The sequence below is a fragment of the Aeromonas sp. ASNIH8 genome, from assembly GCF_002919855.1.
Lineage (GTDB): Bacteria > Pseudomonadota > Gammaproteobacteria > Enterobacterales > Aeromonadaceae > Aeromonas > Aeromonas caviae.
Map to the genome: position 1 here is coordinate 1 of NZ_PQLN01000070.1, position 23,534 is coordinate 23,534.

The following is a 23,534-nucleotide window of genomic DNA, read 5'->3' on the forward strand; positions in this document are numbered from 1 at the left end:
GGCTCATCGTGGTGGGGGGCGTTACTCTAGCAGGTTTGCCCCCGGCTGTTGAGCATTGGCGGGGGCGGCGCGTCTTGCAGACTCAGGGGTGGCGGCGAAGGGTGGGGCTCGCGATGAGGGTGAACAGGGTATCGAGGAGAAAGTCCGACTCCTCAATCAGATCGATGCGATCCGGGAAGTGCAGCCAGTTGATGATGTAGCCGTCCAGAGTGCAGTGGAGCAGGGTGGCGGCGCGGCGCAGATCCAGCCCCTCGGGCAGTTGGCCGCGACGCACGGCATTGGCCAGGGTGATCTCCAGATCCCGGAAGAAATTCATGGATTGCAGGTGCATGTGCTCGCGCATGACGGCGGCCTCTCCCTCCATGGATTCCAGATTGAACATGATGGTGAACATCTGCTGGTGGGCGGGCTCGGTGCTGATCTTGAGCATCACCTCCTTGAGAAAGCTGCGCAGCTTGCCCAGGGGATCCGGCTCCGCCTCGTCGACGCAGGCATCCAACTGGTGGGAGAGGGGGGCACACAGATCCTCCCACAGGGTGACGAACAGCTCTTCTTTATTCTTGAAGTGCCAGTAGATGGCGCCCCGGGTGAGGTCCGTCGCCTTGGCGATATCGGTCAGGCTGGTGCGTGCCAGCCCCTGTTGGCAGAAGAGATCCAGGGCCGTGCTCATGATGTTGCAGCGGGTTTGCTGCGCCTCTTCTTTGGTGCGTCTGGCCATTGACTCCGGTCCTGTTTAAAAGTGAAAAAAGTTTCTTACATACATTCATGAATGTATGTATATTGCCTCATCTTCGCCGTTTTACCAACAGGGGCCTTATAAACCCTGTGGTTTTGTCACTTCTTTTTGATTGAAACTGAGGTTCAGAGACTTGATGCATAAACATATTCTCGCACGTTCGGTCGGCCTTGCCTTGCTGGCAAGCGGCCTGCTGGCTGGCTGTGGTGACAAGGACGGGGCCCAGCAGGCCATGGGGGAGATGCCTCCCGCCGCCGTGGACGTGGTCACCCTCCATACGGCCCCCCTGCAACTGTTGTCCGAGCTCACCGGCCGCACCGCCCCCCTGCGGGTGGCCGAGGTGCGTCCCCAGGTGAACGGCATCATCCTCAAGCGCCTGTTCACCGAGGGGAGCGACGTCAAGGCCGGTCAACTGCTCTATCAGATTGATCCCGCCGTCTATCAGGCCGAAGTGGCTTCCGCCAAGGCCAACCTCGCCAAGGCCGAGGCCAATGAGCGCAGCGCCCGCCTCAAGGCCCAGCGCTACGCCGAGCTGGTGAAGGTGAAAGCCATCAGCAGCCAGGAGTATGACGACGCCGACGCGGCCTGGAAACAGCAGCTGGCCGAGATCGGGGCCGCAAAGGCTGCGTTGCAGACCGCCAACATCAACCTGGCTTACACCCGCATCACGGCCCCCATCAGCGGCCGCATCGGCAAATCGGCGGTGACCGAGGGAGCCCTGGTCACCGCCCAGCAGGCGGACAGCCTCACCTCCATCTCCCAGCTCGATCCCATGTACGTGGACGTGCGCCAGTCCACCGCCGACCTGCTGCGCCTCAAGCGCCTGGTGGCCGAGGGCAAGCTGACCCAGGGGGAGAAGGACGGGGCCGGTGTCAGCTTCCAGCTGGAAGATGGCAGCCAGTATGGCGAGAAAGGGGCCCTCCAGTTCTCCGACGTGACCGTGGACGAGGCGACCGGCATGGTGACCCTGAGGGTGATCGTGCCCAACCCGGATCAACTGCTGCTGCCCGGCATGTTCATGCGTGCCACCTTGCAGGAGGGCGAGCGCCCGCAAGGCCTGCTGGTGCCCCAGATTGCCGTGACCCGTACCCCCAAGGGCGGTGCCACCGTCATGGTGGTGACGGCGGACAACAAGGTGGAACTGCGTGAAGTGCAGGTCGGCCGCATGTCCGGCGACAGCTGGGTGGTGGAGTCCGGTCTCAAGGCTGGCGAGAAGGTGATCGTCGCCGGTCTGCAGAAAGTCAAACCCGGGGTCGTGGTGGCGCCCACTGAACGTGCCGGCAACAGCGCACAACAGACCCCGGCAACCAAGCAGTAGGATGGAGTAGTCGCCTCATGGCACGTTTTTTCATAGATAGACCCATTTTCGCCTGGGTGATCGCCCTGGTGATCATGCTGGCCGGGGCCATGGCCATCATCGGCCTGCCGGTGGCCCAGTACCCGACCATCGCCCCGCCGGCGGTTGGCATCTCCGCCAGCTACCCGGGGGCCTCCGCCAAGACGGTGGAAGACTCGGTGACCCAGATCATCGAGCAGAACATGACCGGGCTGGATCACCTGCTCTACATGTCGGCGCAATCCGACTCGTCAGGGAACGTCAGCGTGACCCTCACCTTCAAGCCGGGTACGGATCCCGACATCGCCCAGGTGCAGGTGCAAAACAAGCTGCAACAGGCCATGTCGCTCCTGCCCCAAGAGGTGCAGCAACAGGGCGTGCGGGTCCAGAAGACCTCCAGCAGCTTCCTGATGGTGGCCGCCTTCATCTCCACCGATGGCGCCATGACCAACGATGACCTGGCGGACTATGTGGTAGCCAACATCAAGGAGCCCCTGAGCCGTCTGGACGGGGTCGGTGACATCACCTTGTTCGGCAGCCAGTACTCCATGCGCGTCTGGCTCGATCCCCACAAGCTCAACCGGGTGCAGATGACCCCGGCCGACATTCAGGCCGCCATCAAGGCCCAGAACGCCCAGGTTGCCTTCGGCAAGCTGGGGGGGACCCCTGCGGTGAGCGATCAGCAATTTACCGCCACCATCATGGGCCAGACCCGGCTCTCCACCGTGGAGGAGTTCAACAACATCCTGCTGCGGGTGAACCAGGACGGCTCCAAGGTCCAGCTCAAGGACGTGGCCCGGGTCGAGCTTGCCGGTGAAAACTACGACGCGACCGCGCTCTACAACGGCCAGGCCACCGCCGCCGTCGCCATCAAGCTGGCGACCGGTGCCAACGCCCTGGACACCGCCGAGCACGTGCGGACCAAGCTGGGTGAACTCTCCGAGTACTTCCCGGCCAACATGGAGATCGTCTATCCCTACGACACCACGCCGTTCGTGAAGATCTCCATCGAGGAGGTGGTGCAGACCCTGATCGAGGCGATCTTCCTGGTCTTCTGCGTCATGTATCTGTTCTTGCAGAACTTCCGGGCAACCCTGATTCCGACCATCGCGGTGCCCGTGGTCCTGCTCGGCACCTTCGGGGTCATGGCGGCCTTCGGCTTCTCCATCAACACCCTGACCATGTTCGGTCTGGTGCTCGCCATCGGCCTCTTGGTGGATGACGCCATCGTGGTGGTGGAGAACGTGGAGCGTCTGATGAGCGAGGAGGATCTCTCCCCCCTCGAGGCGACCCGCAAGTCCATGACCCAGATCACCGGCGCCCTGGTGGGCATCGCCCTGGTGCTGTCGGCGGTGTTCGTGCCCATGGCCTTCTTCGGTGGCTCTACCGGTGCCATCTATCGCCAGTTCTCCCTCACCATCGTCTCGGCCATGGTGCTCTCGGTGCTGGTGGCCCTGATCCTGACCCCGGCCCTGTGCGCCACCCTGCTCAAACCCATGAAGCACGGTGAATTCGGCGCCCAGCGCGGTTTCTTCGGCTGGTTCAACCGCTTCTTCGACACCAACGCCAACCGTTACCAGAACGGCGTGCGCAAGGTGATCAAGCAGGGCACCCGCTACGGCATCATCTATCTGGCCATGCTGGCGGTGCTGGCGGTGCTCTTCATGCGCATGCCCACCTCCTTCCTGCCGGAAGAGGATCAGGGGGTCATCATGTCCATGGTGCAGCTCCCGGTGGGGGCGACCAAGGAGCGGACCGAGGTGGTGCTCGGGGAGATGCGCGACTACTTCCTCGAGAACGAGAAGGAGAACGTGGACTCCGTGCTGACGGTGGCGGGCTTCAGCTTCGCCGGTAGCGGTCAGAACAGCGGCATGGCCTTCATCAAGCTCAAGGACTGGAGTGAGCGCAAGGGAGAAGAGCGCAGCGCCAATGCCATCATCGGCCGCGCCATGGGGTTCCTGTTCAGCATCAAGGAAGCCCAGGTCTTCGCCTTCAACCTGCCCCCCATTCCGGAACTCGGCACGGCCACCGGCTTCGACTTCTTCCTGCAGGACCGCGGCGGTCTGGGTCACGAGAAGCTGATGCAGGCGCGCAACCAGTTGCTCGGCATGGCGTCGCAGGATCCCAACCTGGTGCGGGTACGCCCGAACGGGATGGAAGACACGCCCCAGCTCGACATCAAGATCGATTACGAGAAGGCGCTGGCCCAGGGGCTCTCCATCACCGACATCAACAACACCCTGTCGGCGGCTTGGGGCTCCTCTTATGTGAACGACTTCGTCGACAGAGGCCGGGTCAAGAAGGTCTATCTGCAGGCAGATGCCCCTTTCCGGATGAACCCGGAAGATCTGAAGCTGTGGTACGTGCGTAACAGCGCGGGCCAGATGGTGCCCTTCTCCGCCTTTGCCAGCACGGAGTGGAGCTTCGGCTCGCCCCGTCTTGAGCGCTACAACGGTGTCTCCGCCATGGAGATCGTCGGTGAGGCGGCCCCTGGCAAGAGTACGGGTGACGCCATGGCGGCCATCGAGGAGATGGTGAAACAGTTGCCGGAAGGGATCGGTATCGAGTGGACCGGCCTCTCCTTCCAGGAGCGTCAGGCAGGCTCCCAGGCGCCGGCCCTGTACGCCATCTCGCTCCTGGTGGTCTTCCTCTGTCTGGCCGCCCTCTACGAGAGCTGGAGCATTCCGTTCTCGGTCATGCTGGTGGTGCCGCTCGGGGTGCTGGGGGCCATTTTGGCCGCGACCCTGCGCGGGCTTGAGAATGACGTCTACTTCCAGGTGGGCCTGCTCACCACGATCGGGCTGTCGGCCAAGAACGCCATCCTCATCGTCGAGTTCGCCAAGGAGCTGCACGACAAGGGGATGAGGCTCGGGGATGCGGTGGTGGAGGCCTCGCGTCAGCGCCTGCGCCCCATCCTGATGACCTCGCTCGCCTTCATCCTGGGGGTACTGCCCCTGGTGATCAGCACCGGGGCTGGCGCCAGCAGCCGAAACGCCATCGGGACCGGCGTGATGGGGGGGATGATCAGTGCCACCGTGCTCGCCATCTTCTTCGTGCCGCTGTTCTTTGTGCTGGTGATGCGCTATTTCACCGAACGCAAGCATGCCGGGGAAGAGAGTGTCCACACCAAGGAGATCAACCATGACTAAGACCCTGATCGCCCTGGGCGTGACCCTGATGCTGGGGGGCTGCTCCATGGCCCCCGACTACCAGCGCCCCGAGCTGCCCCAAGGCGCCTCCTGGCAAGCTGACCTGGCCGCCAAGGGGGAACTTGCCCCCTGGCGCCAGCAGTTCCAGGACCCGGCCCTGCAGACGCTGATCGGCACCGCCCTTGAGAGCAACCGGGATCTGCGCCTGGCAGCCCTCAACGTCGAGGCCTACGAGGCGAAATACCGTATCCAGCGGGCGGCCCAGTTGCCGACCCTGGCCGCCAGTGGCAGCGGTACCCGCCAGCAGGGATCCGATGATCTCAGTAGTACGGGGCAGGGCACCATCAGCAGCCAGTATGGCGCCAACATCGGCATCACCGCCTATGAGCTGGATCTGTTTGGCCGGATCCAGAGCCTGAAAGATCAGGCCCTTGAGACCTATCTGGCGCAAATCGAGACCCAGCGCAGCACCCAGATCGCCCTGGTGGCCTCGGTGGCCAATGCCTACTTCACCCTGCTGGCGGATCAGGAGTTGCTGGCCCTGAGCCAGGCGACCCTCGCCACCGAGCAGGAGAGCTATGCCCTGACCGAGCACAAATACCGCCTGGGCGCCGCCTCCGAGATGGAGCTGGCCCAGGGGCGCACGGCACTGGAAAACGCCAAGGTCAGCCAGGCGCAATACCAGCGTCTGGTGAAGCAGGACAGAAACGGTCTGGCCCTGCTGCTTGGCACCGATATCCCGGTGCTGGCGGCACAACCGGCCACCCTGGCCGAGGTGAAACTGGCGCCGATCCCGGTGGGGGCTCCCTCCAGCCTGTTGCAGCAACGCCCGGACATCCTGGCGGCGGAGCACAACCTGAAGGCGGCCAACGCCAACATAGGGGCGGCCCGCGCCGCCTTCTTCCCGACCATCTCGCTCACCGCGACGGCGGGCACCGCCAGCAACCAGCTGAGCGGTCTGTTTGACGGCGGCACCGGCACCTGGACCTTCATGCCCCAGATCAATCTGCCCATCTTCGATGGCGGCAAGCGCGTTGCGGATCTGGACGTGGCCGAGGTGGGGACCAGGCAGGCGGTGGCGAGCTACGAGAAGAGCATCCAGAGCGCCTTCAAGGAGGTCGCGGACACCCTCGGTGCCCAGGCGGACTACGCGCAGCAGCTGCAGGCGCAACAGGCGCTGGTGGATGCCAACCAGACCTACTTCAGGCTGGCGGAGGTGCGTTACGAGCAAGGGGTGGACAGCTACCTGACCCGCCTCGACGCCCAGCGCTCCCTGTTCAGCGCCAAGCAGGGGCTCATCAGCACCCGGCTCGCCCAGCTGAGTAACCAGGTCGCCCTCTACAAGGCCGTCGGTGGCGGCTGGCAGGCGCCGAAGGACGCAGAGCCGGCATCAGACAAACATGGTTGACCCATCGGGGTTGACGTAAAAAGCATCAGGGGCGAACCACTAGGTTCGCCCCGTTTTTTATCTGTCATGTCGAGAAGCCAAATCGAGGCTGGTGACAACGGCGCTCCCTGCCCGGGGCAGGGAGCGGGCAGGAGGAGCCCCACGCTCATGGGCGCCGTCCTCGGCAGCCATCATGGCCCGCCTGGAGGTGACCACCTCATCGCCGTCATCCGTTGCGCCGGACCCAGGAGATGCCATTTATCGCATAAGCTGTGCCGTATTTATTCTTTCAAAGAATAAATGGTCGACTCTTATAGTCAGTCACTCGCCCCTCATTCCAAGGATGTGAAATGAAACGACTCGTGCCCGCCACCCTGCTTGTTGCAGGACTGGCTCTCGCCCCGCTGGCCCAGGCGACCACCCTGCTCAACGCCTCCTATGACGTGATGCGCGATTTTTACAAGGAGTACAACGGAGCCTTCCTGAAGCACTGGCAGGCCGAAGGCGGGGAGCCACTGCAGATCAACATGTCCCACGGCGGATCGAGCAAGCAGGCGCGCGCCGTCATCGACGGCCTGCCCGCCGATGTCATCACCATGAACATGGCCACCGACATCAACGCCCTCGCCGAGCATGGGGGCCTGGTGCCCAAGGGGTGGGCGGATCGCCTGCCGGATCACAGCGCCCCCTTCACCTCGGCCACCGTGTTCATCGTGCGAAAGGGCAACCCCAAGGGGTTGAAGGATTGGCCTGATCTGCTCAAGGAGGGGGTACAGGTCATCGTGCCCAACCCCAAGACCTCGGGGAACGGCCGCTACACCTATCTGTCTGCCTGGGGGTATGTGCTGGAGCAGGGGGACGATGAAGATGCGGCCAGGGCATTTGTCGGGAAGCTGTTCAAGCAGGTTCCCGTGCTCGACACCGGCGGCCGCGCCGCCACCACCACCTTCATCCAGAACCGCATAGGGGACGTGCTGGTCACGTTCGAAAACGAAGCCGAGATGATTGCCCGGGAGTTCGGTCGTGGCAGCTTCGAGGTGGTCTATCCGAGCGTCACTGCCGTGGCCAAACTGCCGGTGTCAGTGGTGGACAAGGTGGTCGACAAGCAGGGTACCCGCAAGGAGGCCGAAGCCTATCTTGCCTATCTCTGGTCTGACGAAGGCCAACGTATTGCTGCCAGCAACTATCTACGCCCGCGCAACCCGGCGATCCTCGCCGAGTTTGCAGACCGTTTCCCGAACGCCACCTTCCTCGACGTGGTGAAGACCTTCGGCGCGTGGCCTGTGATCCAGAGCACTCACTTCAAGGAGGGCGGAGTGTTCGACCAGATCTATGCCCAGCGCTGAGGCGCCCCGGGATAACGATGCTCACCCAGGTGCAGCCGGGGCGTTGCTGCCTGGCAGCCCTCTCTGTCGGTGGGGCCAGGTTGGTGCGTCAGGCTCTAAAAGATGAACAGGACCGTCGCGGATGGCGGTGTCCTGGAGGGGGAGGGTGTTCTGGCGCAGTCACACCGGCGTCTTGACCCGAGACCCGGGACAAAAAGCACGAAGGGTTGGCCTCGCACTGAGGCCAACCCTTCGTCTGTCTGGTGCCGGTAATAGGAGTCGAACCTACGACCTTCGCATTACGAATGCGCTGCTCTACCAACTGAGCTATACCGGCGGTTTGATGTTCAGAGTCGTGAAAAAAGCCGGGCAAGTCAATTGAGCCAACTCGATTTTATGAGTTGGCTCATGATGTTAAGGCATATCAGAGGTCAATGAACTCCGGGATGTGGGCACGGCCGCGGCTCTCGAGAAAATCGAGCAGTGCGCGGGGGGAGCGGGCCAGGATCCGCTCATGTGGGAAGTTGGCTTCGGTGACCAGCCGATGGCAGTGATCAAAGTCGCCGAGGCTGAATGCCACGTGGGAGTCGGAGCCGAAAGTGAGGTAGGCACCCAGATCGCGCGCCGCCTCGACGATGGCGCGGCAGTTGCTTTCGCTGCCTGCACGGGAGTGACTGAACGAGGAGTTGTTGACCTCCAGCGCCACTCGATACTCTGCCGCTGCCTTGACCACCGCCTGGATATCGATGGGGAAGGCGGGGTTGCCGGGGTGGCTTATCATGTCGACCCGACCACTTCGAATGGCGTTGATCATGGCCTGGGTGTGGGTAGCCTGATCGCAGGGGGGGAACACCGGTTCGTGAAAGCCCGCCATGATCATGTCGAGCCGCGACTCGTAGCGCTCGGGGAAGTCTATTTCACCGTCAATGTTCTTGATGTTGGCTTCGATGCCGCGCAGGATGCCGACCCCGTCCACGACCCTGGGCAACACGTGCAGATTGACGAAATGCCAGTAATGCGGGGCATCAGCCATGTCCGGGCCATGGTCCGTGGTGGCGAACAGCTTGATCCCCTTGGCTTTGGCGATGGGCAGGTAATCGTGAATGGTGCTGTAGGCGTGGGTGCTGGCGACGGTGTGCGTGTGGGTATCGACCGTATACTTCATCTTCTCTCCCCTCTGGCATGAGGCGACAGCATAGCAAGATTGGCGAAGCCGGGCCATGTGGCTGGTTGCCATACTTTGTCACAATTTGGGTCTGTGCTGACAAAGTCTGATGACGTTTCACTGCGAGGATAGCGACATCGATGCAAGCCTGAACACCCATCGATGGGTCGACACTGGATGGTCAGACCCGTTTTCCCCGCCGTCGCCCCTGCGACGGTTTTTTTTGGTTCTCTGTCGGCGCATCGGGTGACGGCAGGGCAAAAAAATGCCCAACTAGCATAACGCAGGTTGGGCGAGACTTAATGTTTAATTGCAGTGGCATAGATATAGAGTGCCGTCTCGCCGCGAAGTTCCCGCCATCTTCCCTCTTTTTTGATTAAAAACATTTAGCCAACACTTGTTCACATTCTCTTGACATGGGTGGGCGTGAAACGTACTTTTTAAACATTCGTTTAAGTGAGGTGTCCAGTGAGTAAAATCGATACCAAGAACCGTATTCTCGATGCCGCCGAGGTGCTGTTTGCCGAGCGAGGGTTCGCCGATACCTCGTTGCGTCTGATCACCAGCGAGGCCGATGTGAACCTGGCTTCGGTCAATTATCACTTCGGCTCCAAGAAGGAGCTTATCCAGGCGGTGCTCGACCGTTATTTGAGCCTCTTCATGCCGGCACTGGACGGGCGGTTGCAGACGTTGATGGCGCAGGATCAGCTGACCCTGTTGCAGGTGTTCGAGAGCTTTGTCGAACCCCTGATGAAACTGTCGGCCGTCAGGGCGAATGGCCCGGCGCTCTTCATGCAGTTGCTGGGGCGCGGCTATATCGACAGTCAGGGTCACCTGCGCCGCTTTATTACCACCCATTATGGGGCGACCCTGCACGGGATCACCCAGGCCATCTCCAAGGCCAATCCGGATTTGTCGCCAGCGGATCTCTTCTGGCGCCTGCATTTCACCCTGGGCACCGTCGTCTTCACCATGGCCTCTGCGGATGCCCTGCGTGACATCGCCCAGGCCGATTTTGGCCAGCAGCTCGATGTGGAAGGGCTGGTGCGCAACGTCATTCCTTATCTGGCGTCCGGTGTCGGGGCGCCCGTGGAGTCGACCAGGCTCTCCCTGGCCGTGTAACACCTAACAATAATCAACGGAAACAGTGAAATAGAAGGAACTTCGGTATGATCACATTGCTTGTCCTGCTGGTGCTGGCGATAGCCGTGGTGCTCGGTGTCCCCGCCATCCGTAAAAAGGTGGTGACCCGCCCCGTGTTCGGCATCTTCAAGAAGATACTGCCGCCCCTGTCGGCCACCGAGCGGGAGGCCATGGAGGCCGGCTCCGTCTGGTGGGACGGGGAGCTGTTTCGCGGCAACCCGGACTGGAAGAAACTGCACGGCTACGGCAAGGCCGAGCTGAGCGCAGAAGAGCAGGCCTTTATCGACAACCAGGTCGAAACCCTGCTCGCCATGGTGGACGACTTCAAGATCGTCAACGAGACCAAGGACCTGCCGGAGCCGGTGTGGGACTATCTGAAGAAAGAAGGCTTCTTCTCCCTGATCATCCCGAAATCCTACGGCGGCCGCGAGTTCTCGGCGATTGCCAACTCCACCATCGTCACCCGTATCGCCACCAAGAGCCTGAGCGTCGCGGTCACCGTCATGGTGCCCAACTCCCTCGGCCCGGGCGAGTTGCTGATGCATTACGGCACCCAGGCCCAGAAAGATTTCTGGCTGCCGGGGCTGGCCAACGGCAAGGAGGTGCCCTGCTTCGCCCTGACCGGGCCGGAAGCGGGCTCCGATGCGGGCGCCATCCCGGACAAGGGGATCGTCTGCAAGGGGATGCACAAGGGGGAAGAGGTGCTGGGCATTCGCCTGAACTGGAACAAGCGCTACATCACCCTGGCGCCGCGTGCCACCGTGCTGGGGCTGGCGTTCAAGCTCTATGACCCGGAAAAACTGCTGGGTGACAAGGAAGAGATCGGCATCACCTGTGCGCTGATCCCGACCAGTCACCCTGGCGTGCGCGTCGGCGATCGCCACTACCCCATGGGGCTGGCGTTCCTGAACGGTCCGACCTTCGGCAAGGATGTGTTCATTCCGCTCGACTGGATCATCGGTGGCCCGGATTACGCCGGCCGCGGCTGGCGCATGCTGGTGGAGTGCCTCTCCGCCGGTCGCGGCATCTCGCTGCCTGCCCTTGGCACCGCCTGTGGTCACATGGCGAGCCGCACCGTGGGCGCCTACTCCTATGTGCGCAAGCAGTTCGGCATGTCCATCGGTAAGTTTGAAGGGGTGCAAGAAGCGCTGGCCCGCATTGGCGGCCTCACCTATCAGCTCGAAGGCGCTCGTCGCATGACCGCAGGTTCCCTGGACTTGGGTCAGGCACCGGCCATCGTCACCGCGATCTCCAAGTACCACATGACCGAGATGGCCCGCCAGGTGATGGATGACTCCATGGACATCCACGCCGGTCGCGCCATCCAGCTGGGCCCGAAAAACTACACCGGCTACGCCTACATGGGCATTCCGGTGGCCATTACGGTGGAAGGGGCCAACATCCTGACCCGCAACCTGATGATCTTCGGGCAAGGGGCCACCCGCTGCCATCCGTATGTGTTTGCAGAGCTGGAAGCGGCGGCCGACACCGATGTGGAGCGCGGTCTCGAGAAGTTTGACGCCCTGCTGATGAAGCACATCGCCTTCGGTACCGGCAACTTCTTCGGTGCCCTGTTCCAGGGGCTGACCCTGGGCCAGTTCAACAGCGCCCCGGTGGCTGGCGAAACCGCCCGCTACTACAAGCAGCTCTCTCGCATGAGCAAGGGGCTTGCCCTGTGCGCCGACGTCTCCATGCTGATGCTGGGCGGGGATCTCAAGCGCAAGGAGATGATCTCCGCCCGTCTGGGTGACGTGCTGAGTCACCTCTACCTGGCCTCCGCCACCCTCAAGCATTACGAGGATCAGGGCCGCATGGTCTCTGACCTGCCGTTCGTCCAGTACGCGGTGGAGCGCAACCTCTACCTGATTGGCAAGGCGTTCGAGGGCTTCTTCCAGAACTTCCCGAACAAGGTGGTGGGTGCCGTACTCAAGAGGGTGGTGTTCCCGTTCGGCGTCGGTTACAAGATGCCGGCGGACGATCGCTGCCATGCCATCTGTCTGGCCATGATGACGCCGGGCGAGTTCCGGGATCGTCTGACCGCGCTCTGTTATGTGGGCAAGGACGAGGCGGATCCGGTGGGGCTGATGGAGCGTGCCTTCCAGGCCATGGTCTTGGTGCAGCCCATCGAGAAGAAGCTGGTGCAGGCCCAGAAAGAGGGCAGACTGCCCCGCAAGCTGGCGCTGCCTGAGCTGGTGGCTGCCGCCCTGTCCCAGTCCATCCTCGGCAAGGAGGAGGCGGACAAGCTGCTGGCCGCCGATGCCCTGCGCTACGAGGCTATCCAGGTGGACAACTTCGCTCCTGGCGAGCTGGAAGGATTGTCTCAACCGAACCCGGTCGAGCATGCAGCCTGACCCCGAGCATAAACCGACAACCGGCCCTAGTGGCCGGTTTTTTGTTGTTTAACCAGGCATTTACAAGGTCGATTAATTCCAGTTTAATGCAATGGCCCCCACCCTTGGGGCAGGAAGCAAGGCCATCGGAATGGCCGATAACAACAACTCAGGAAGAGTGAATGAACCTCGCCAAAACGGCGATCGAACGCCCCATCTGGGTGGCGGTCTCGGTCGTGCTGATTTTTTTGCTGGGCCTGCTCAGCATCCGGGGACTGCCCGTCCAGCTGTTTCCCGACATAGACCGTCCTCACCTCAACATCACGGTGGACTGGCGCTCGGCCTCGCCCCAGGAGATGGAGTCGGAGATAACCGATCCCATCGAGCAGGAGATGCAGGGGGTACAGGGGCTCAAGAGTCTCAGCAGCAACAGCTACCCCGGCTTCACCGAAATCGACATGGAGTTTGCCCTCGGCACCGACATGCAGCGGGCCCAGCTTGACGTCATCTCCCGCCTGAACCGGGTCTCGGGGCTGCCGGACAACATCGGTGGCCCTTACGTCAACAACTACAGCAGCAACGACACCCTGACCTTCTTCTTCATCCAGCAACTGCCCGGCGCCAAGGGAGAGATAGACGATCACCAGGCGCTGATCGAGGCGAGGGTCAAGCCCGAGCTGGAGCGGATCCCCGGGGTGTCCACGGTCGACATCGAGGGGATCAACGAGCGCCAGATCCAGATCCGCTTCGACCCTTACCGCGCCGCCGAGCTGGGGGTGGAGATCCCGGTGCTCGCCAGCCGGGCAACGACGGGCTGGGATGTGTCGGCCGGCACCCTCGACATCGGACGATGGGAGTACAAGCTGCGCTTTGCCGGTCGCTATGACGTGGCGGCCCTGGGGGACAAGGTGGTGGACTGGCGTGACGGCCTGCCCATCTATCTGCGGGACGTAGCCGAGATCAGAGTGGCCCGGGAGGAGAACCCGGTGCTGCGCATCCAGAACGGCAACACTGCCATCGCGGCGCAGATCTTCAAGGAGAGCGGTGCCAATGCCCTGGCGGCGCTCGAGGGGATCAAGGCCAAGGTCGGGGAGCTCAACCGGGAGGTGCTGGAGCCGGTCGGCCTGCACATGGAGCAGTCGTTTGACGCTTCCCTCTACATCAACCGGGCGGTGAGCATGGTGACCGCCAACCTGGGGCTCGGGGTGCTGCTCTCCTGCGCCATACTCTGGGTCTTTCTGCGCCAGCTCAAGGCGACCCTGATGATCGCGATCGCCATTCCCATCAGCATCATGCTCACCTTCTGCCTGCTCAAGGTGATGGGGCGGACCCTCAATATCATCTCCCTGGCGGGCATTGCGTTTGCGGTCGGCATGGTGCTCGACGCCGCCATCGTGGTGCTGGAGAGCATCTACCGGCGCCATGAGCGGGGTGACATCAGCAAGGGAGAGGCGGCGCTGGAGGGCACCCGCCGGGTGTGGACCGCTCTGGTGGCGTCCACCCTGACCACGGTCGCCATCTTCCTGCCGGTGCTCCTGCTCAACGACGTGGAAGGGCAGTTGTTTGCCGATCTTGCGCTCACCATCGCCTGCGCGGTGACGGTCTCCATGGTGGTGGCGGTCACGGTGTTGCCTGCGGTGGCGGCGCGCTGGATGGGGCACGAGCGGCTGATTGATCCCTTTGAGCGCCTGTGGTGCCGCGCCACCCGCCATGTGATCCGCTGGACTGCCACCGCCCCCAGGCGCTGGGCCATCATCGTCCTGATGATGACGGGGCCTGTGCTGGTGAGCTGGCTGCTGCTGCCCAAGATGAACTACCTGCCGGATGTGAAGCGGGACGCCATCGACGTCTGGATGAGTTTCACCCCCGGGGTCAATCTCAAGGCCCAGCGGGAGGAGGTGATCGATACCCTGATTGCCCGCCTCGACCCCTATATGAAAGGGGAGAAGGAGCCTGTCCTCAAGAACTACTACATCCTGCGCTACCCGGGTGGTGCCCAGATCGGGGTGCGGCCAAAGGAGGAGAGCCAGATCAAGGTACTGGAGCAGCTCTTGATGAAGCAATTGCTGGTGGGCATTCCCGACACCCGGGTGTTTGGCGGTCAGGGGTCCCTGTTTGGCGGTTTTGACAGTGAAAACAGCATCTCCCTGCTGATCCAGGGAGGTGGGCTGCCCGAACTCTATCAGGCGGCCCGGGAGAGCATGACCATAGTGCAGCGGGACTTGCCCGGCGCCCAGGTCAGGCCAGAACCCGGACTCGATTTCACCGCTCCCGAGCTTCGGCTGGTGCCCCAGGACAGGCGCCTGGCCGAGGTGGGCTGGGATCGTTCCCCCATGCCCGCCATCATCCAGACCTTTGGCGATGGTCTGCGGGTCGGCGAATATTTCGACGGGGATGAGCGGCTCGACATCCTGCTGATGGGGCAGGCCTCCGCCAACCCGGACGAGCTCAAGGCGGTGCCGCTTGCTACCCCGTCCGGGCGCATCGTTCCCCTTGGGGAACTGCTGCGGGTGGAGCCGCAACTCGGGCCTGAGAGCATCTTCCGATCCGATGGGCGGCGCAGCATCAGCCTGCAGATTTCGCCCCCTGCGGGGATGAGCATGGAGCAGGTGCTCGACACCCTGCAGCACAAGAGCTTTGCCGCCATCCGGCCGTTGCTGCCGGCCGGGGGGGAGCTGCGGGTCGCCGGCAATGCCGACAGCCTGCAACAGGCGCTCGGCAACCTCGGCAGCATCTTCCTGTTCGCCGTGATGATACTGCTGATTCTGCTGTGGGGGGTCTTCGCCTCCCTCAAGGATGCCGTGCTGGTATTGCTCACCTTGCCGCTCGCCACTGTCGGCGGCGTGCTGGCGCTGCACCTGAGCGGTCTGGTGGCGCCGCTGCCGATGGACTTGCTCACTATCATCGGCTTCGTCATCCTGCTCGGGTTGGTGGTCAACAACGCCATTTTGCTGGTGCACCAGACCAGGATGGCCGAGCGGGAGGGGATGAGCCGACAGTCGGCAGTCACCGATGCCCTGCAAAGCCGGATGCGTCCCATCGCCATGACCAGCCTCACCAGCATCTTCGGCATGCTGCCCCTGATGCTGAGTCCGAGCGAGGGGAGCGAAATCTACCGGGGGCTGGCCACCGTCATCGTCGGCGGCATGAGCTGCAGCACCCTCTTCACCCTGATCCTGTTGCCCGCCTTCCTGCGGTTGGGGGAGCAGACCGACATACCGCACGCCCTTCGGCAGCGTGCCTGAGCAAGGAGCTCATCGATGACACAAGGTTTCACAAGGATGGTGGTGGGGGCCCTGCTGCTGACTGGCGGGCTGCCTGCGCTTGCACAAAGCAAGATGGTGACGCTGGCGGAGGTGGCCCAGGGAGAGGCGGGGGCCAGCATCTGGGTCAGCGGCACGGTGGCGAGCCGCCAGCAGGCGGCGCTCAGCGCCGAAGTGAGCGGTCGGGTGGAGTGGATAGCCGAGTTTGGCAGCCGGGTGAAGGCGGGGGACGAGTTGTTGCGCCTGGACAGCGCGACCCTGCGCCTCTCGCTGGAGCAGGCGAGGGCGGAACAAGCCAGAGAGGGGAGCAACCTGCGTTACGCTCGCGCCGAGTTCCAGCGCCTGGATCGTTTGCACCAGCAAAAGAGTGCTTCCCAGAGCCAGTATGACAAGGCGCGTTATGACGTGGAGCAGGCTGAGCTGGCCGAGCAGCTTGCGCGGGTGCAGGTGCGCCAGATTGAGGAGCAGCTGCGCAGAAGCCGCATCTTTGCCCCGTTTGACGGGGTGGTGAATGAACACTTCATCCAGCCGGGGGAGCATGTGGATGCGGGCGAACAGGCGCTTGAGCTGGTCAATCCGGACCAGCCGGATATCCGGTTGCGTGCGCCTATTGCCTGGGCCCGGCAACTGGCCACCCAGGCCCGGTTGCGGGTGGAAGGGGAGCAGCTCAGTAGCCACGCCATCTATTACCAGCGGGCGGCGAGCGCCGATCCCAAGTCACGGCTCATCGAGCTGCGCCTCAAGCCGGAAGCGGGCTCGTTCATCATCGGCTCGCCAGTGCGGGTGGCGCTGCCAATGGGAGAGCAGCACACCATGCTGCTGCCACGGGATGCCCTGGTGCTCGGCACCGAGGGAAGCGTGGTCTATCAGGTGGAGCAGAGCGGCGAGGCGCTCACGGTGAACCGGGTGCCGGTCACCGTGCTCTTTGGGGACAGCCGGGAGGTGGCGGTGAGCGGCGCTCTCAAGCAGGGAGACAAGGTGGTGGTGCGCGGCGCCGGCAGCCTGCAGGATGGAGACAAGGTGGAGCTGTTTCGCGGTTGAACCTGGGCAGATCCCATAAAAAAACGGCTCCCGCGGGAGCCGTTTTTGTGGCAGGGAGGAGGGGCGATTACTCGACCATCATCACCTTGCAGGTGTTGGTGCTGCCGACGGTCTCCATCTTGTCGCCGTGGGTGAGCAATACCATGTCGCCGCTTTGCAGCAGTCCCTTGGCCTTGAGCACGTCCAGCGCGTCGCGGCACACCTCGTAGACCGGCTTGGTCTCGTCGCCATCAAACAGCACGGGGGTGACGCCGCGGTAGAGGTTGGCCCAGGCCAGGGTCTTGTTGTGAGGAGACATGGCGAAGATGGGCAGGCCGGAGCTGATGCGGGACATCAGCAGCGGGGTGGTGCCCGACTCGGTCAGCGCCACGATCGCCTTGACCCCTTCCAGGTGGTTGGCCGCATACATGGTGGACATGGCCACCGCCTCTTCCACCGAGGTGAAGGTGTAGTTCATGCGGTGGTTGGAGACGTTCAGGCTCGGGTGCTTCTCGGCGCCCACACAGACGCTGGCCATGGAGGTCACGGTCTCGATGGGGAACTGGCCGGCGGCGGTCTCGGCGGAGAGCATCACCGCATCGGTACCATCCAGCACGGCGTTGGCCACGTCCATGACTTCGGCACGGGTCGGGAGCGGCGCGTTGATCATGGACTCCATCATCTGGGTCGCGGTGATGACCACGCGATTCAGGCGGCGGGAGTGGCGAATGAGCTTCTTCTGCACACCCACCAGTTCGGGGTCGCCGATTTCGACGCCGAGATCGCCACGGGCCACCATGACGGCATCGGAGCCAAGGATGATGTCTTCCATCGCCTCGTCGCTGGCGACGGTCTCGGCGCGCTCGACCTTGGCCACGATCTTGGCGTTGGAGCCAGCTTCGCGGGCCAGTTCGCGGGCGTAGCGCAGATCATCGCCGCTGCGGGGGAAGGAGACCGCCAGGTAGTCCACGTTCATGCGGGCGGCGGTCTTGATGTCTTCCTTGTCCTTCTCGGTCAGGGCGGGGGCGGAGAGGCCGCCACCCTTCTTGTTGATGCCCTTGTTGTTGGAGAGAGGGCCGGCTACGGTCACCGTGGTGTGGATGCGGGTGCCTTCGACCTGCTCGACCTTCAGTTGCACGCGGCCATCGTCCAGCAGCAGGATGTCACCGGATACCACGTCCTGCGGCAGGCTCTTGTAGTCGATGCCGACCTGCTCCTGGCAGCCTTCGCCCTTGCCGAGGGCGGCGTCGAGAATGAACTTGTCACCGATGGCGAGGTAGATCTTGCCATCCTTGAAGGTGGAGACGCGGATCTTGGGGCCTTGCAGATCGCCCATGATGGCCACGTGGCGGCCCAGCTTGGCGGCGATGTCACGCACCTGGTTGGCGCGCTGGATATGATCTTCAGGAGTGCCGTGGGAGAAGTTCATCCGCACCATGTCGGCACCGGCGCGAATGATCCCCTCGAGAATGCCGTCGCGATCGGTCGCCGGACCGAGTGTGGTAACAATCTTTGTACGTCTTGGCATGAAAGACTCCAATGTGAAGTTGATATGACTTGAAATACTGCCCCGTCAAGCATGTGGCATGGCGCCAACTGGCAGGCCATCTGAGTGGCCTTGTTTGATTGAATTTCGATACTACACCAAGCCCGTTGGCATAGACAGTCGGGGCCGGACCCCCGAATGATCAGGAGGAGTGCGGGGTATCAAAGCGGGATTCGCGCAAACCTTCTTTGACTTTCTTCAGGTTTTCGCGAAATTTCATGCCACGGCGCAGGGTGAAACCGGTGGCCAGCACGTCCACCAGGGCGAGCTGGGCGATGCGCGAGGCCATGGGCATGTAGACGTCGGTGTCTTCCGGCACGTCCATGGAGAGCACCAGGTTGCATTCGCGGGCCAGGGGAGAGTCCTTGGCGGTCATGCCGATGACGGTGGCATCGTTTTCCCGGGCCAGCGCGGCAATTTCCACCAGGGCCTTGGTGCGGCCGGTGTGGGAGATGAGGACCACCACGTCCCCTTCGCTGCTGTTGATGCAGCTCATGCGCATCATGACGATGTCATCGAAGCTCACCACGGGGATGTTGAAGCGGAAGAACTTGTTCTGGGCATCCCGGGCGACGGCGGAGGAGGCGCCCAGACCAAAGAAGCTGATCTTCTTGGACTGGGTCAGAATATCGACGCAGCGGTTGATGGCCGAGATGTCCAAGCTGTTCTTGGCGGCATCGAGGCAGGCCATGGTGGATTCGAAGATCTTGGCGGTATAGGTATCCGGGCCGTCTTCCGCTTCCACGTGGCGGTTCACATAAGGGGTGCCGTTGGCCAGACTCTGGGCCAGGTGCAGCTTGAAATCGGGAAAACCCTTGGTATCGAGGCGACGGCAGAAACGGTTGACGGTCGGTTCGCTCACATCGGCCAGCTTGGCCAGGGTAGCAATGCTGGAGTGAATGGCGGTCTGGGGTGAGGCCAGGATCACTTCAGCCACCTTACGCTCTGATTTACTGAAACTTTCCAGATTGTTCGTAATTTTATCGAGGGTATTCATCATTACCACCAGGCATTTTTGTAATTTAACTTCAGTGTCTGTGCACTAAATTCACAGCTCAAGCAGGTTTCCAGTCTCCGCGATGACTATACAAGACAAGCGCTTATCGGAACTAATCTCGGTCCTGTAAAGTATGACTTATGTCTAATTATTTCGTGTTTTTAGTTGCAAACTTCCATTTGCGTCTTGAAAACGCTTACAAATGTTGCAAAGCAACAACACTGTGAGCGGGCGCACACTTGTCTGCATAAATCGCGCAGCCCGGCTGCGGGCTCGAGTAGTATTGCAGGCAAATAATAATGTCGGGACGGTAAGGGCCGCCCCGAGTCGGTAACGAAGGAGTTTGTTATGCAGCATACCCATGCGCTGGTGGGCGACGTTGGCGGTACCAATGCCCGGCTGGCCCTCTGCGAACTGGCGACGGGCGCCATTTCCCAGGCAAAAACCTATTCGGGGCTGGCCCATCCCAGCCTGGAGGCCGTGGTGCGCCTCTATCTCGAAGAGCACGATGCCACCGTGGGCGAGGCGTGCATCGCCATCGCCTGTCCCATCAATGGTGACTGGGTCGCCATGACCAACCACAGCTGGGAGTTCTCCATCCGCGAGATGCAGGCAAACCTCGGCCTGGCACGCTTGCAGGTGATCAACGATTTCACTGCCGTCTCCATGGCGGTGCCCGTGCTCGGCGAGAGCGATCGCATCCAGCTCGGGGGCGCGGCCCCAGTCGCCGGCAAGCCCATCGCCATCTATGGCGCAGGGACCGGCCTTGGCGTTGCCCACCTGGTGCAGGCCGGTGAGCAGTGGCTGAGCTTGCCGGGTGAGGGCGGTCACGTGGACTTCGCCGCCAACACGGAAGAGGAAGATGCGGTGCTGCAGGTGATGCGCGGCGAGCTGGGCCATGTGTCGGCGGAGCGTTTCCTCTCGGGCCCCGGGCTCGTCAATCTCTATCGCGGCCTGGTCAAATCCGATGGCCGCGAGCCCGAACCCTTTGCCCCCAAGGACATCACCGAGCGCGCGCTGGCGGGGGATTGCCTCGATTGCCGCCGCACCTTGAGCCTGTTCTGCGTGCTCATGGGCCGCTTTGCCGGCAACCTGGCCCTCAACATGGGCACCTTCGGCGGTGTCTACATCGCCGGTGGCATAGTGCCGCGCTTCCAGGAGTTCTTCATCGGATCGGGCTTTCGGGTCGCCTTCGAGGACAAGGGGCGCTTCAAGCCTTATCTCAAAGACATTCCGGTCTTCCTCATCACCCATGAAGGGCCGGGGCTGCTCGGGGCAGGGGCTTATCTGCGCCAGTCCCTCGGGATCCGTCTCTGAGCCTTGCCAGGGTGAACATGGTTCAGTCCCGATTCAGTGACCGGGGCGTAAAGTGAACCTACGTACTCAAGAGGACGGGGCTTCATAGGGAATTGAAACCGGTCTTCATCCGCTGGGTGCGCATTGTCACCTGACAAGCCTGAACTGTTTTACCGGCCCTCGCGGCCGGTTTTTTTATGCCTGTCGTTTCTGCGCGAGCATGGGGGCTGAGGGGAGCGGCAGGCCAGCATCTGATGGGGGCGCAAGCTCGTCAGCCTCGCTGCCATGTGCTTGGCCTGGTCGAGGCATAAGGAGTGAGACATGGAAAGCACCGGGATGGCAACGCCCGAATGCGGCAGGAGCCAGGTACTGGCTCCTGCGCTGTCAGGGGAGGGTGATGTGGAATCTCGCGCCGCCGAGCGGGGAGTCATCCACCCGGATCTCGCCGCCGTAGCTGTGCACGATTTCGGTCACCACGGCGAGGCCAATCCCCTGGCCGGGGGAGCTGTCAGCCCGCACGCCGCGCTGGAAGATCTGCTGCGATTTGCCGGGGGCGATGCCGGGACCGTCGTCTTCCACCACGATGAGCAGACCCTTCTCCCGGTGGCGGACATGAACCCGGATCTCGCTGATGGCGAATTTGCAGGCGTTGTCCAGCAGGTTGCCCATCAGCTCCATCAGATCGCCCTGCTCGCCGTGAAAGAAGACATCGTCGTCAAACTGGAAGCCGGTCTGCAGCTTCTTGTGGCGATAGACCTTGGCGAGGCTGGCCAGCAGCTTCTCGATGAGGGGAACCGGTTCGGTGCCCTTGCTCGCGAGGCGTTTTCGCCCGGTGACGGCGCGGCGCAACTGGTACTGAATGATCTGATCCATGGTGGTGATCTGTTCATTGATGTTGTCATGGATGTCGTGGCCGAGCTTGAGCTCCTGGGCGGTGATCTGGATGAGCGCCAGCCGGGTTTTCAGGCTGTGGGCGAGATCGTTGAGGGCGTGCTGGTAGCGCTGGGTCTGCTGGCGTTCGTTCTCCAGCAATTGGTTGACCGAGCTTGTCAGGGGGGGCAGCTCGCGCTCGTAGTCGTTTGACAGTGCCTCTCGCGTACCGGCGCGGATCTCGTCAATCTGGCGTGCCATGGTACGCAGGGAGGAGAGGCTCCAAAAACTGGTGAGCAGCAACAGGGCGCCCAGCAGACAGTAGGCGAGCAGCGCCTGGCGAATGCAGCGGTAGAGGTAATCGCGGGTCTGGGCCTGATAGCGCCTGGCGGAATCGACCATCACCACGTAGTAGGTGGTGGGCCCTGCGCCATGGTTGCGCAGGAAACGCAGGCTGTAGATGAAGTAGCTCTCGCCGTTCTTGATGGTATGCAGCTTGAAGAAATAGTCCTGATCCAGTCCCCCCAGGTATCTCATCAGATCCCGGCAGATGGTCTCCTTGATGGAGACCACCTCCGGCATGTGCAGGCTGGACCAGCTCAGCACTCCGTCGGCGCGGCAGATCAGGGTATCGAGATTGGGATCGATGGCATCTGGGGTGAGCTTGCCTAGATCTGTCATGGCGTGGGGTTCCGGCTGCTTGGACGAGAACAGCTTGGAGAGGTTCTCCTGCATGCGGACACTGGCTTTCTGGGCCTGCTCCTCGGCATGGCCGAGGTAGAGGATGTAGACGGAGAAGGCCATGATGAGCGCGATTACCAGCATGGCACTCAGCATCAGCTTGAGGTGCAGTGAGCGGCGGATCAGGGTCAGGGGATGCAACATGGCAAGGCGCATCAGCTGCAGGCGAGGTTGAAGATGTAGCCCTGGCGGCGGATGGTGGAGATGGGCTGGATGCTCCCTTCCGGATCCAGTTTTTTGCGAAGCCGGCTCACCATCACCTCGATGGTGTTGGGATCCCCTTCACCATCCCCATAGAGCTGATCCAGCAACTGCTGTTTGGAGACCACCTGACGGGCATTTCGCATCAGGTATTCCAGGATCAGATATTCGAAACTGGTCAACACGGTGACCTCGCCGGCGATGGTCAGCTCCTTGCGGGAGAGATCCAGCTCGTAGTCACCCGCCTTCACTCTGGGGGAGATGAAGCCGGCGCTGCGGCGTACCAGCGCATTGAGGCGGGCCAGTAGCTCGTCCTTCTGGAAGGGTTTGACCAGGTAGTCGTCCGCCCCGGCCTCCAGTCCTTCCACCTTGTCCTGCCAGTTGCCTCTGGCCGTCAGCACAATGATGGGAAAGGGGATCTGCTGCTCGCGCAGGCGGGTGATGAGCTGAAGGCCATCCATGTCAGGCAGGCCCAGATCGATGATGGCGACATCGATGGGGTAGTCGGCTGCGTAGTGCAGCGCCACCTGGGCATTGTCCGTGCTGTAAACCTGGTTCTGGGTGAGGTATCCTGATTTTCACAGACAGTCCCGATTGTTACGATGAGACAATCGGGGGTATTGAATGAAATCGAGAGAACACTATTCACCAGAGTTTCGGGCAGAGGCGGTTCGACTGGTGTTGGAGCAAGGCCTTGGCCAAGCTGAAGCCGCCAGAAGGTTGGGTATTGCCAAAGGCACACTGAGCAACTGGGTGGTCGCAGCCAAAGGAGGAAAGGATACATCGGCCATTCCCGGAGCGCGTTCTGTCGCCGAGCTGGAGGCTGAAGTGGCCCGGCTACGCAAAGCTCTCGCACAAGCCAACATGGAGCGCGACATCATAAAAAAGGCCGCCGCGTACTTTGCTCAGGAGTCACTGCCAAGTACGCGTGGATAGCCAACCAACAGGACATCTATCCCATTTCCGTTATCTGTCGTGTGCTGGAGGTCTCTCGTGCGGGCTTCTACCACTGGCGCCAGCGTCCACTGG

Annotated in this window: 14 protein-coding genes, 1 tRNA gene and 2 pseudogenes; 10 read left to right on the forward strand and 7 right to left on the reverse strand. The window is 62.2% G+C overall.

Annotated features, from left to right (window positions below; translation table 11 throughout):
• Nucleotides 1-82: 82 nt before the first annotated feature.
• Entirely contained in the window at nucleotides 83-718 is a 636-nt protein-coding gene (locus C3418_RS16720; RefSeq protein WP_103858915.1) for a TetR family transcriptional regulator, read from the reverse strand.
• Between the two features lie 154 nt (nucleotides 719-872).
• Here C3418_RS16720 and C3418_RS16725 point away from each other — a divergent pair, with 154 nt between their 5' ends.
• The 4 genes from C3418_RS16725 to C3418_RS16740 all read left to right on the forward strand — a co-directional run bounded on the left by C3418_RS16725 (nucleotide 873) and on the right by C3418_RS16740 (nucleotide 7,954).
• The gene (locus C3418_RS16725; RefSeq protein WP_103858916.1) at nucleotides 873-2,054 is read left to right on the forward strand and encodes an efflux RND transporter periplasmic adaptor subunit; all 1,182 of its coding nucleotides are present in this window, start codon (nucleotides 873-875) and stop codon (nucleotides 2,052-2,054) included.
• 17 nt (nucleotides 2,055-2,071) lie between these two features.
• A complete protein-coding gene (locus C3418_RS16730) occupies nucleotides 2,072-5,221 on the forward strand; it encodes an efflux RND transporter permease subunit (protein WP_010673711.1) in 3,150 nt (1,049 codons plus the stop codon).
• The gene (locus tag C3418_RS16735) at nucleotides 5,214-6,629 is read left to right on the forward strand and encodes an efflux transporter outer membrane subunit (protein ID WP_103858917.1); all 1,416 of its coding nucleotides are present in this window, start codon (nucleotides 5,214-5,216) and stop codon (nucleotides 6,627-6,629) included. Before C3418_RS16730 ends, C3418_RS16735 begins: the two co-directional genes overlap by 8 nt.
• A 329-nt stretch (nucleotides 6,630-6,958) precedes the next feature.
• The gene (locus C3418_RS16740; protein WP_103858918.1) at nucleotides 6,959-7,954 is read left to right on the forward strand and encodes a sulfate ABC transporter substrate-binding protein; all 996 of its coding nucleotides are present in this window, start codon (nucleotides 6,959-6,961) and stop codon (nucleotides 7,952-7,954) included.
• A 240-nt stretch (nucleotides 7,955-8,194) separates the two neighbouring features.
• Here C3418_RS16740 and C3418_RS16745 read toward each other — a convergent pair.
• Together C3418_RS16745 and C3418_RS16750 are read right to left on the reverse strand one after the other, a co-directional pair.
• A tRNA-Thr gene (locus C3418_RS16745) sits at nucleotides 8,195-8,270 on the reverse strand.
• An 87-nt stretch (nucleotides 8,271-8,357) separates the two neighbouring features.
• Nucleotides 8,358-9,098, reverse strand: a complete 741-nt coding sequence (locus tag C3418_RS16750) for a phosphatase (RefSeq protein WP_039041236.1) — start codon at nucleotides 9,096-9,098, stop codon at nucleotides 8,358-8,360.
• 468 nt (nucleotides 9,099-9,566) lie between these two features.
• On the opposite strand from C3418_RS16750, the gene C3418_RS16755 reads away from it, so the two are divergent.
• The 4 genes from C3418_RS16755 (at nucleotide 9,567) to C3418_RS16770 (ending at nucleotide 16,875) form a co-directional block, all read left to right on the forward strand.
• Complete coding sequence (locus tag C3418_RS16755; protein ID WP_005324182.1) at nucleotides 9,567-10,220, forward strand: TetR/AcrR family transcriptional regulator; 654 nt, start codon at nucleotides 9,567-9,569, stop codon at nucleotides 10,218-10,220.
• Between the two features lie 47 nt (nucleotides 10,221-10,267).
• The gene (locus tag C3418_RS16760) at nucleotides 10,268-12,592 is read left to right on the forward strand and encodes an acyl-CoA dehydrogenase (RefSeq protein WP_010675344.1); all 2,325 of its coding nucleotides are present in this window, start codon (nucleotides 10,268-10,270) and stop codon (nucleotides 12,590-12,592) included.
• 161 nt (nucleotides 12,593-12,753) lie between these two features.
• Nucleotides 12,754-15,816, forward strand: a complete 3,063-nt coding sequence (locus C3418_RS16765) for an efflux RND transporter permease subunit (protein WP_103858919.1) — start codon at nucleotides 12,754-12,756, stop codon at nucleotides 15,814-15,816.
• A gap of 15 nt (nucleotides 15,817-15,831) precedes the next feature.
• Entirely contained in the window at nucleotides 15,832-16,875 is a 1,044-nt protein-coding gene (locus tag C3418_RS16770) for an efflux RND transporter periplasmic adaptor subunit (RefSeq protein WP_103858920.1), read from the forward strand.
• 67 nt (nucleotides 16,876-16,942) lie between these two features.
• Here C3418_RS16770 and pyk read toward each other — a convergent pair whose 3' ends face one another.
• Both pyk and C3418_RS16780 read right to left on the reverse strand, forming a co-directional pair.
• Nucleotides 16,943-18,382 (reverse strand): pyruvate kinase, encoded by a 1,440-nt coding sequence (gene pyk, locus C3418_RS16775; RefSeq protein ID WP_005324189.1) that lies wholly within the window; start codon nucleotides 18,380-18,382, stop codon nucleotides 16,943-16,945.
• Nucleotides 18,383-18,542: 160 nt separating this feature from the next.
• A complete protein-coding gene (locus C3418_RS16780; protein ID WP_039041240.1) occupies nucleotides 18,543-19,400 on the reverse strand; it encodes a MurR/RpiR family transcriptional regulator in 858 nt (285 codons plus the stop codon).
• A 345-nt stretch (nucleotides 19,401-19,745) separates the two neighbouring features.
• Here C3418_RS16780 and glk point away from each other — a divergent pair, with 345 nt between their 5' ends.
• Complete coding sequence (glk, locus tag C3418_RS16785) at nucleotides 19,746-20,714, forward strand: glucokinase (RefSeq protein WP_039041241.1); 969 nt, start codon at nucleotides 19,746-19,748, stop codon at nucleotides 20,712-20,714.
• A 363-nt stretch (nucleotides 20,715-21,077) separates the two neighbouring features.
• Here the strand turns inward: glk and C3418_RS16790 are convergent, their stop codons facing one another.
• Both C3418_RS16790 and C3418_RS16795 read right to left on the reverse strand, forming a co-directional pair.
• Entirely contained in the window at nucleotides 21,078-22,448 is a 1,371-nt protein-coding gene (locus C3418_RS16790; protein ID WP_374755708.1) for an ATP-binding protein, read from the reverse strand.
• 11 nt (nucleotides 22,449-22,459) lie between these two features.
• A pseudogene (locus tag C3418_RS16795) lies at nucleotides 22,460-23,065 on the reverse strand (response regulator); the annotation flags it as partial.
• A 64-nt stretch (nucleotides 23,066-23,129) separates the two neighbouring features.
• Between C3418_RS16795 and C3418_RS16800 the strand changes: the two are divergent.
• Nucleotides 23,130-23,534: pseudogene (locus C3418_RS16800) on the forward strand (transposase); the annotation flags it as partial.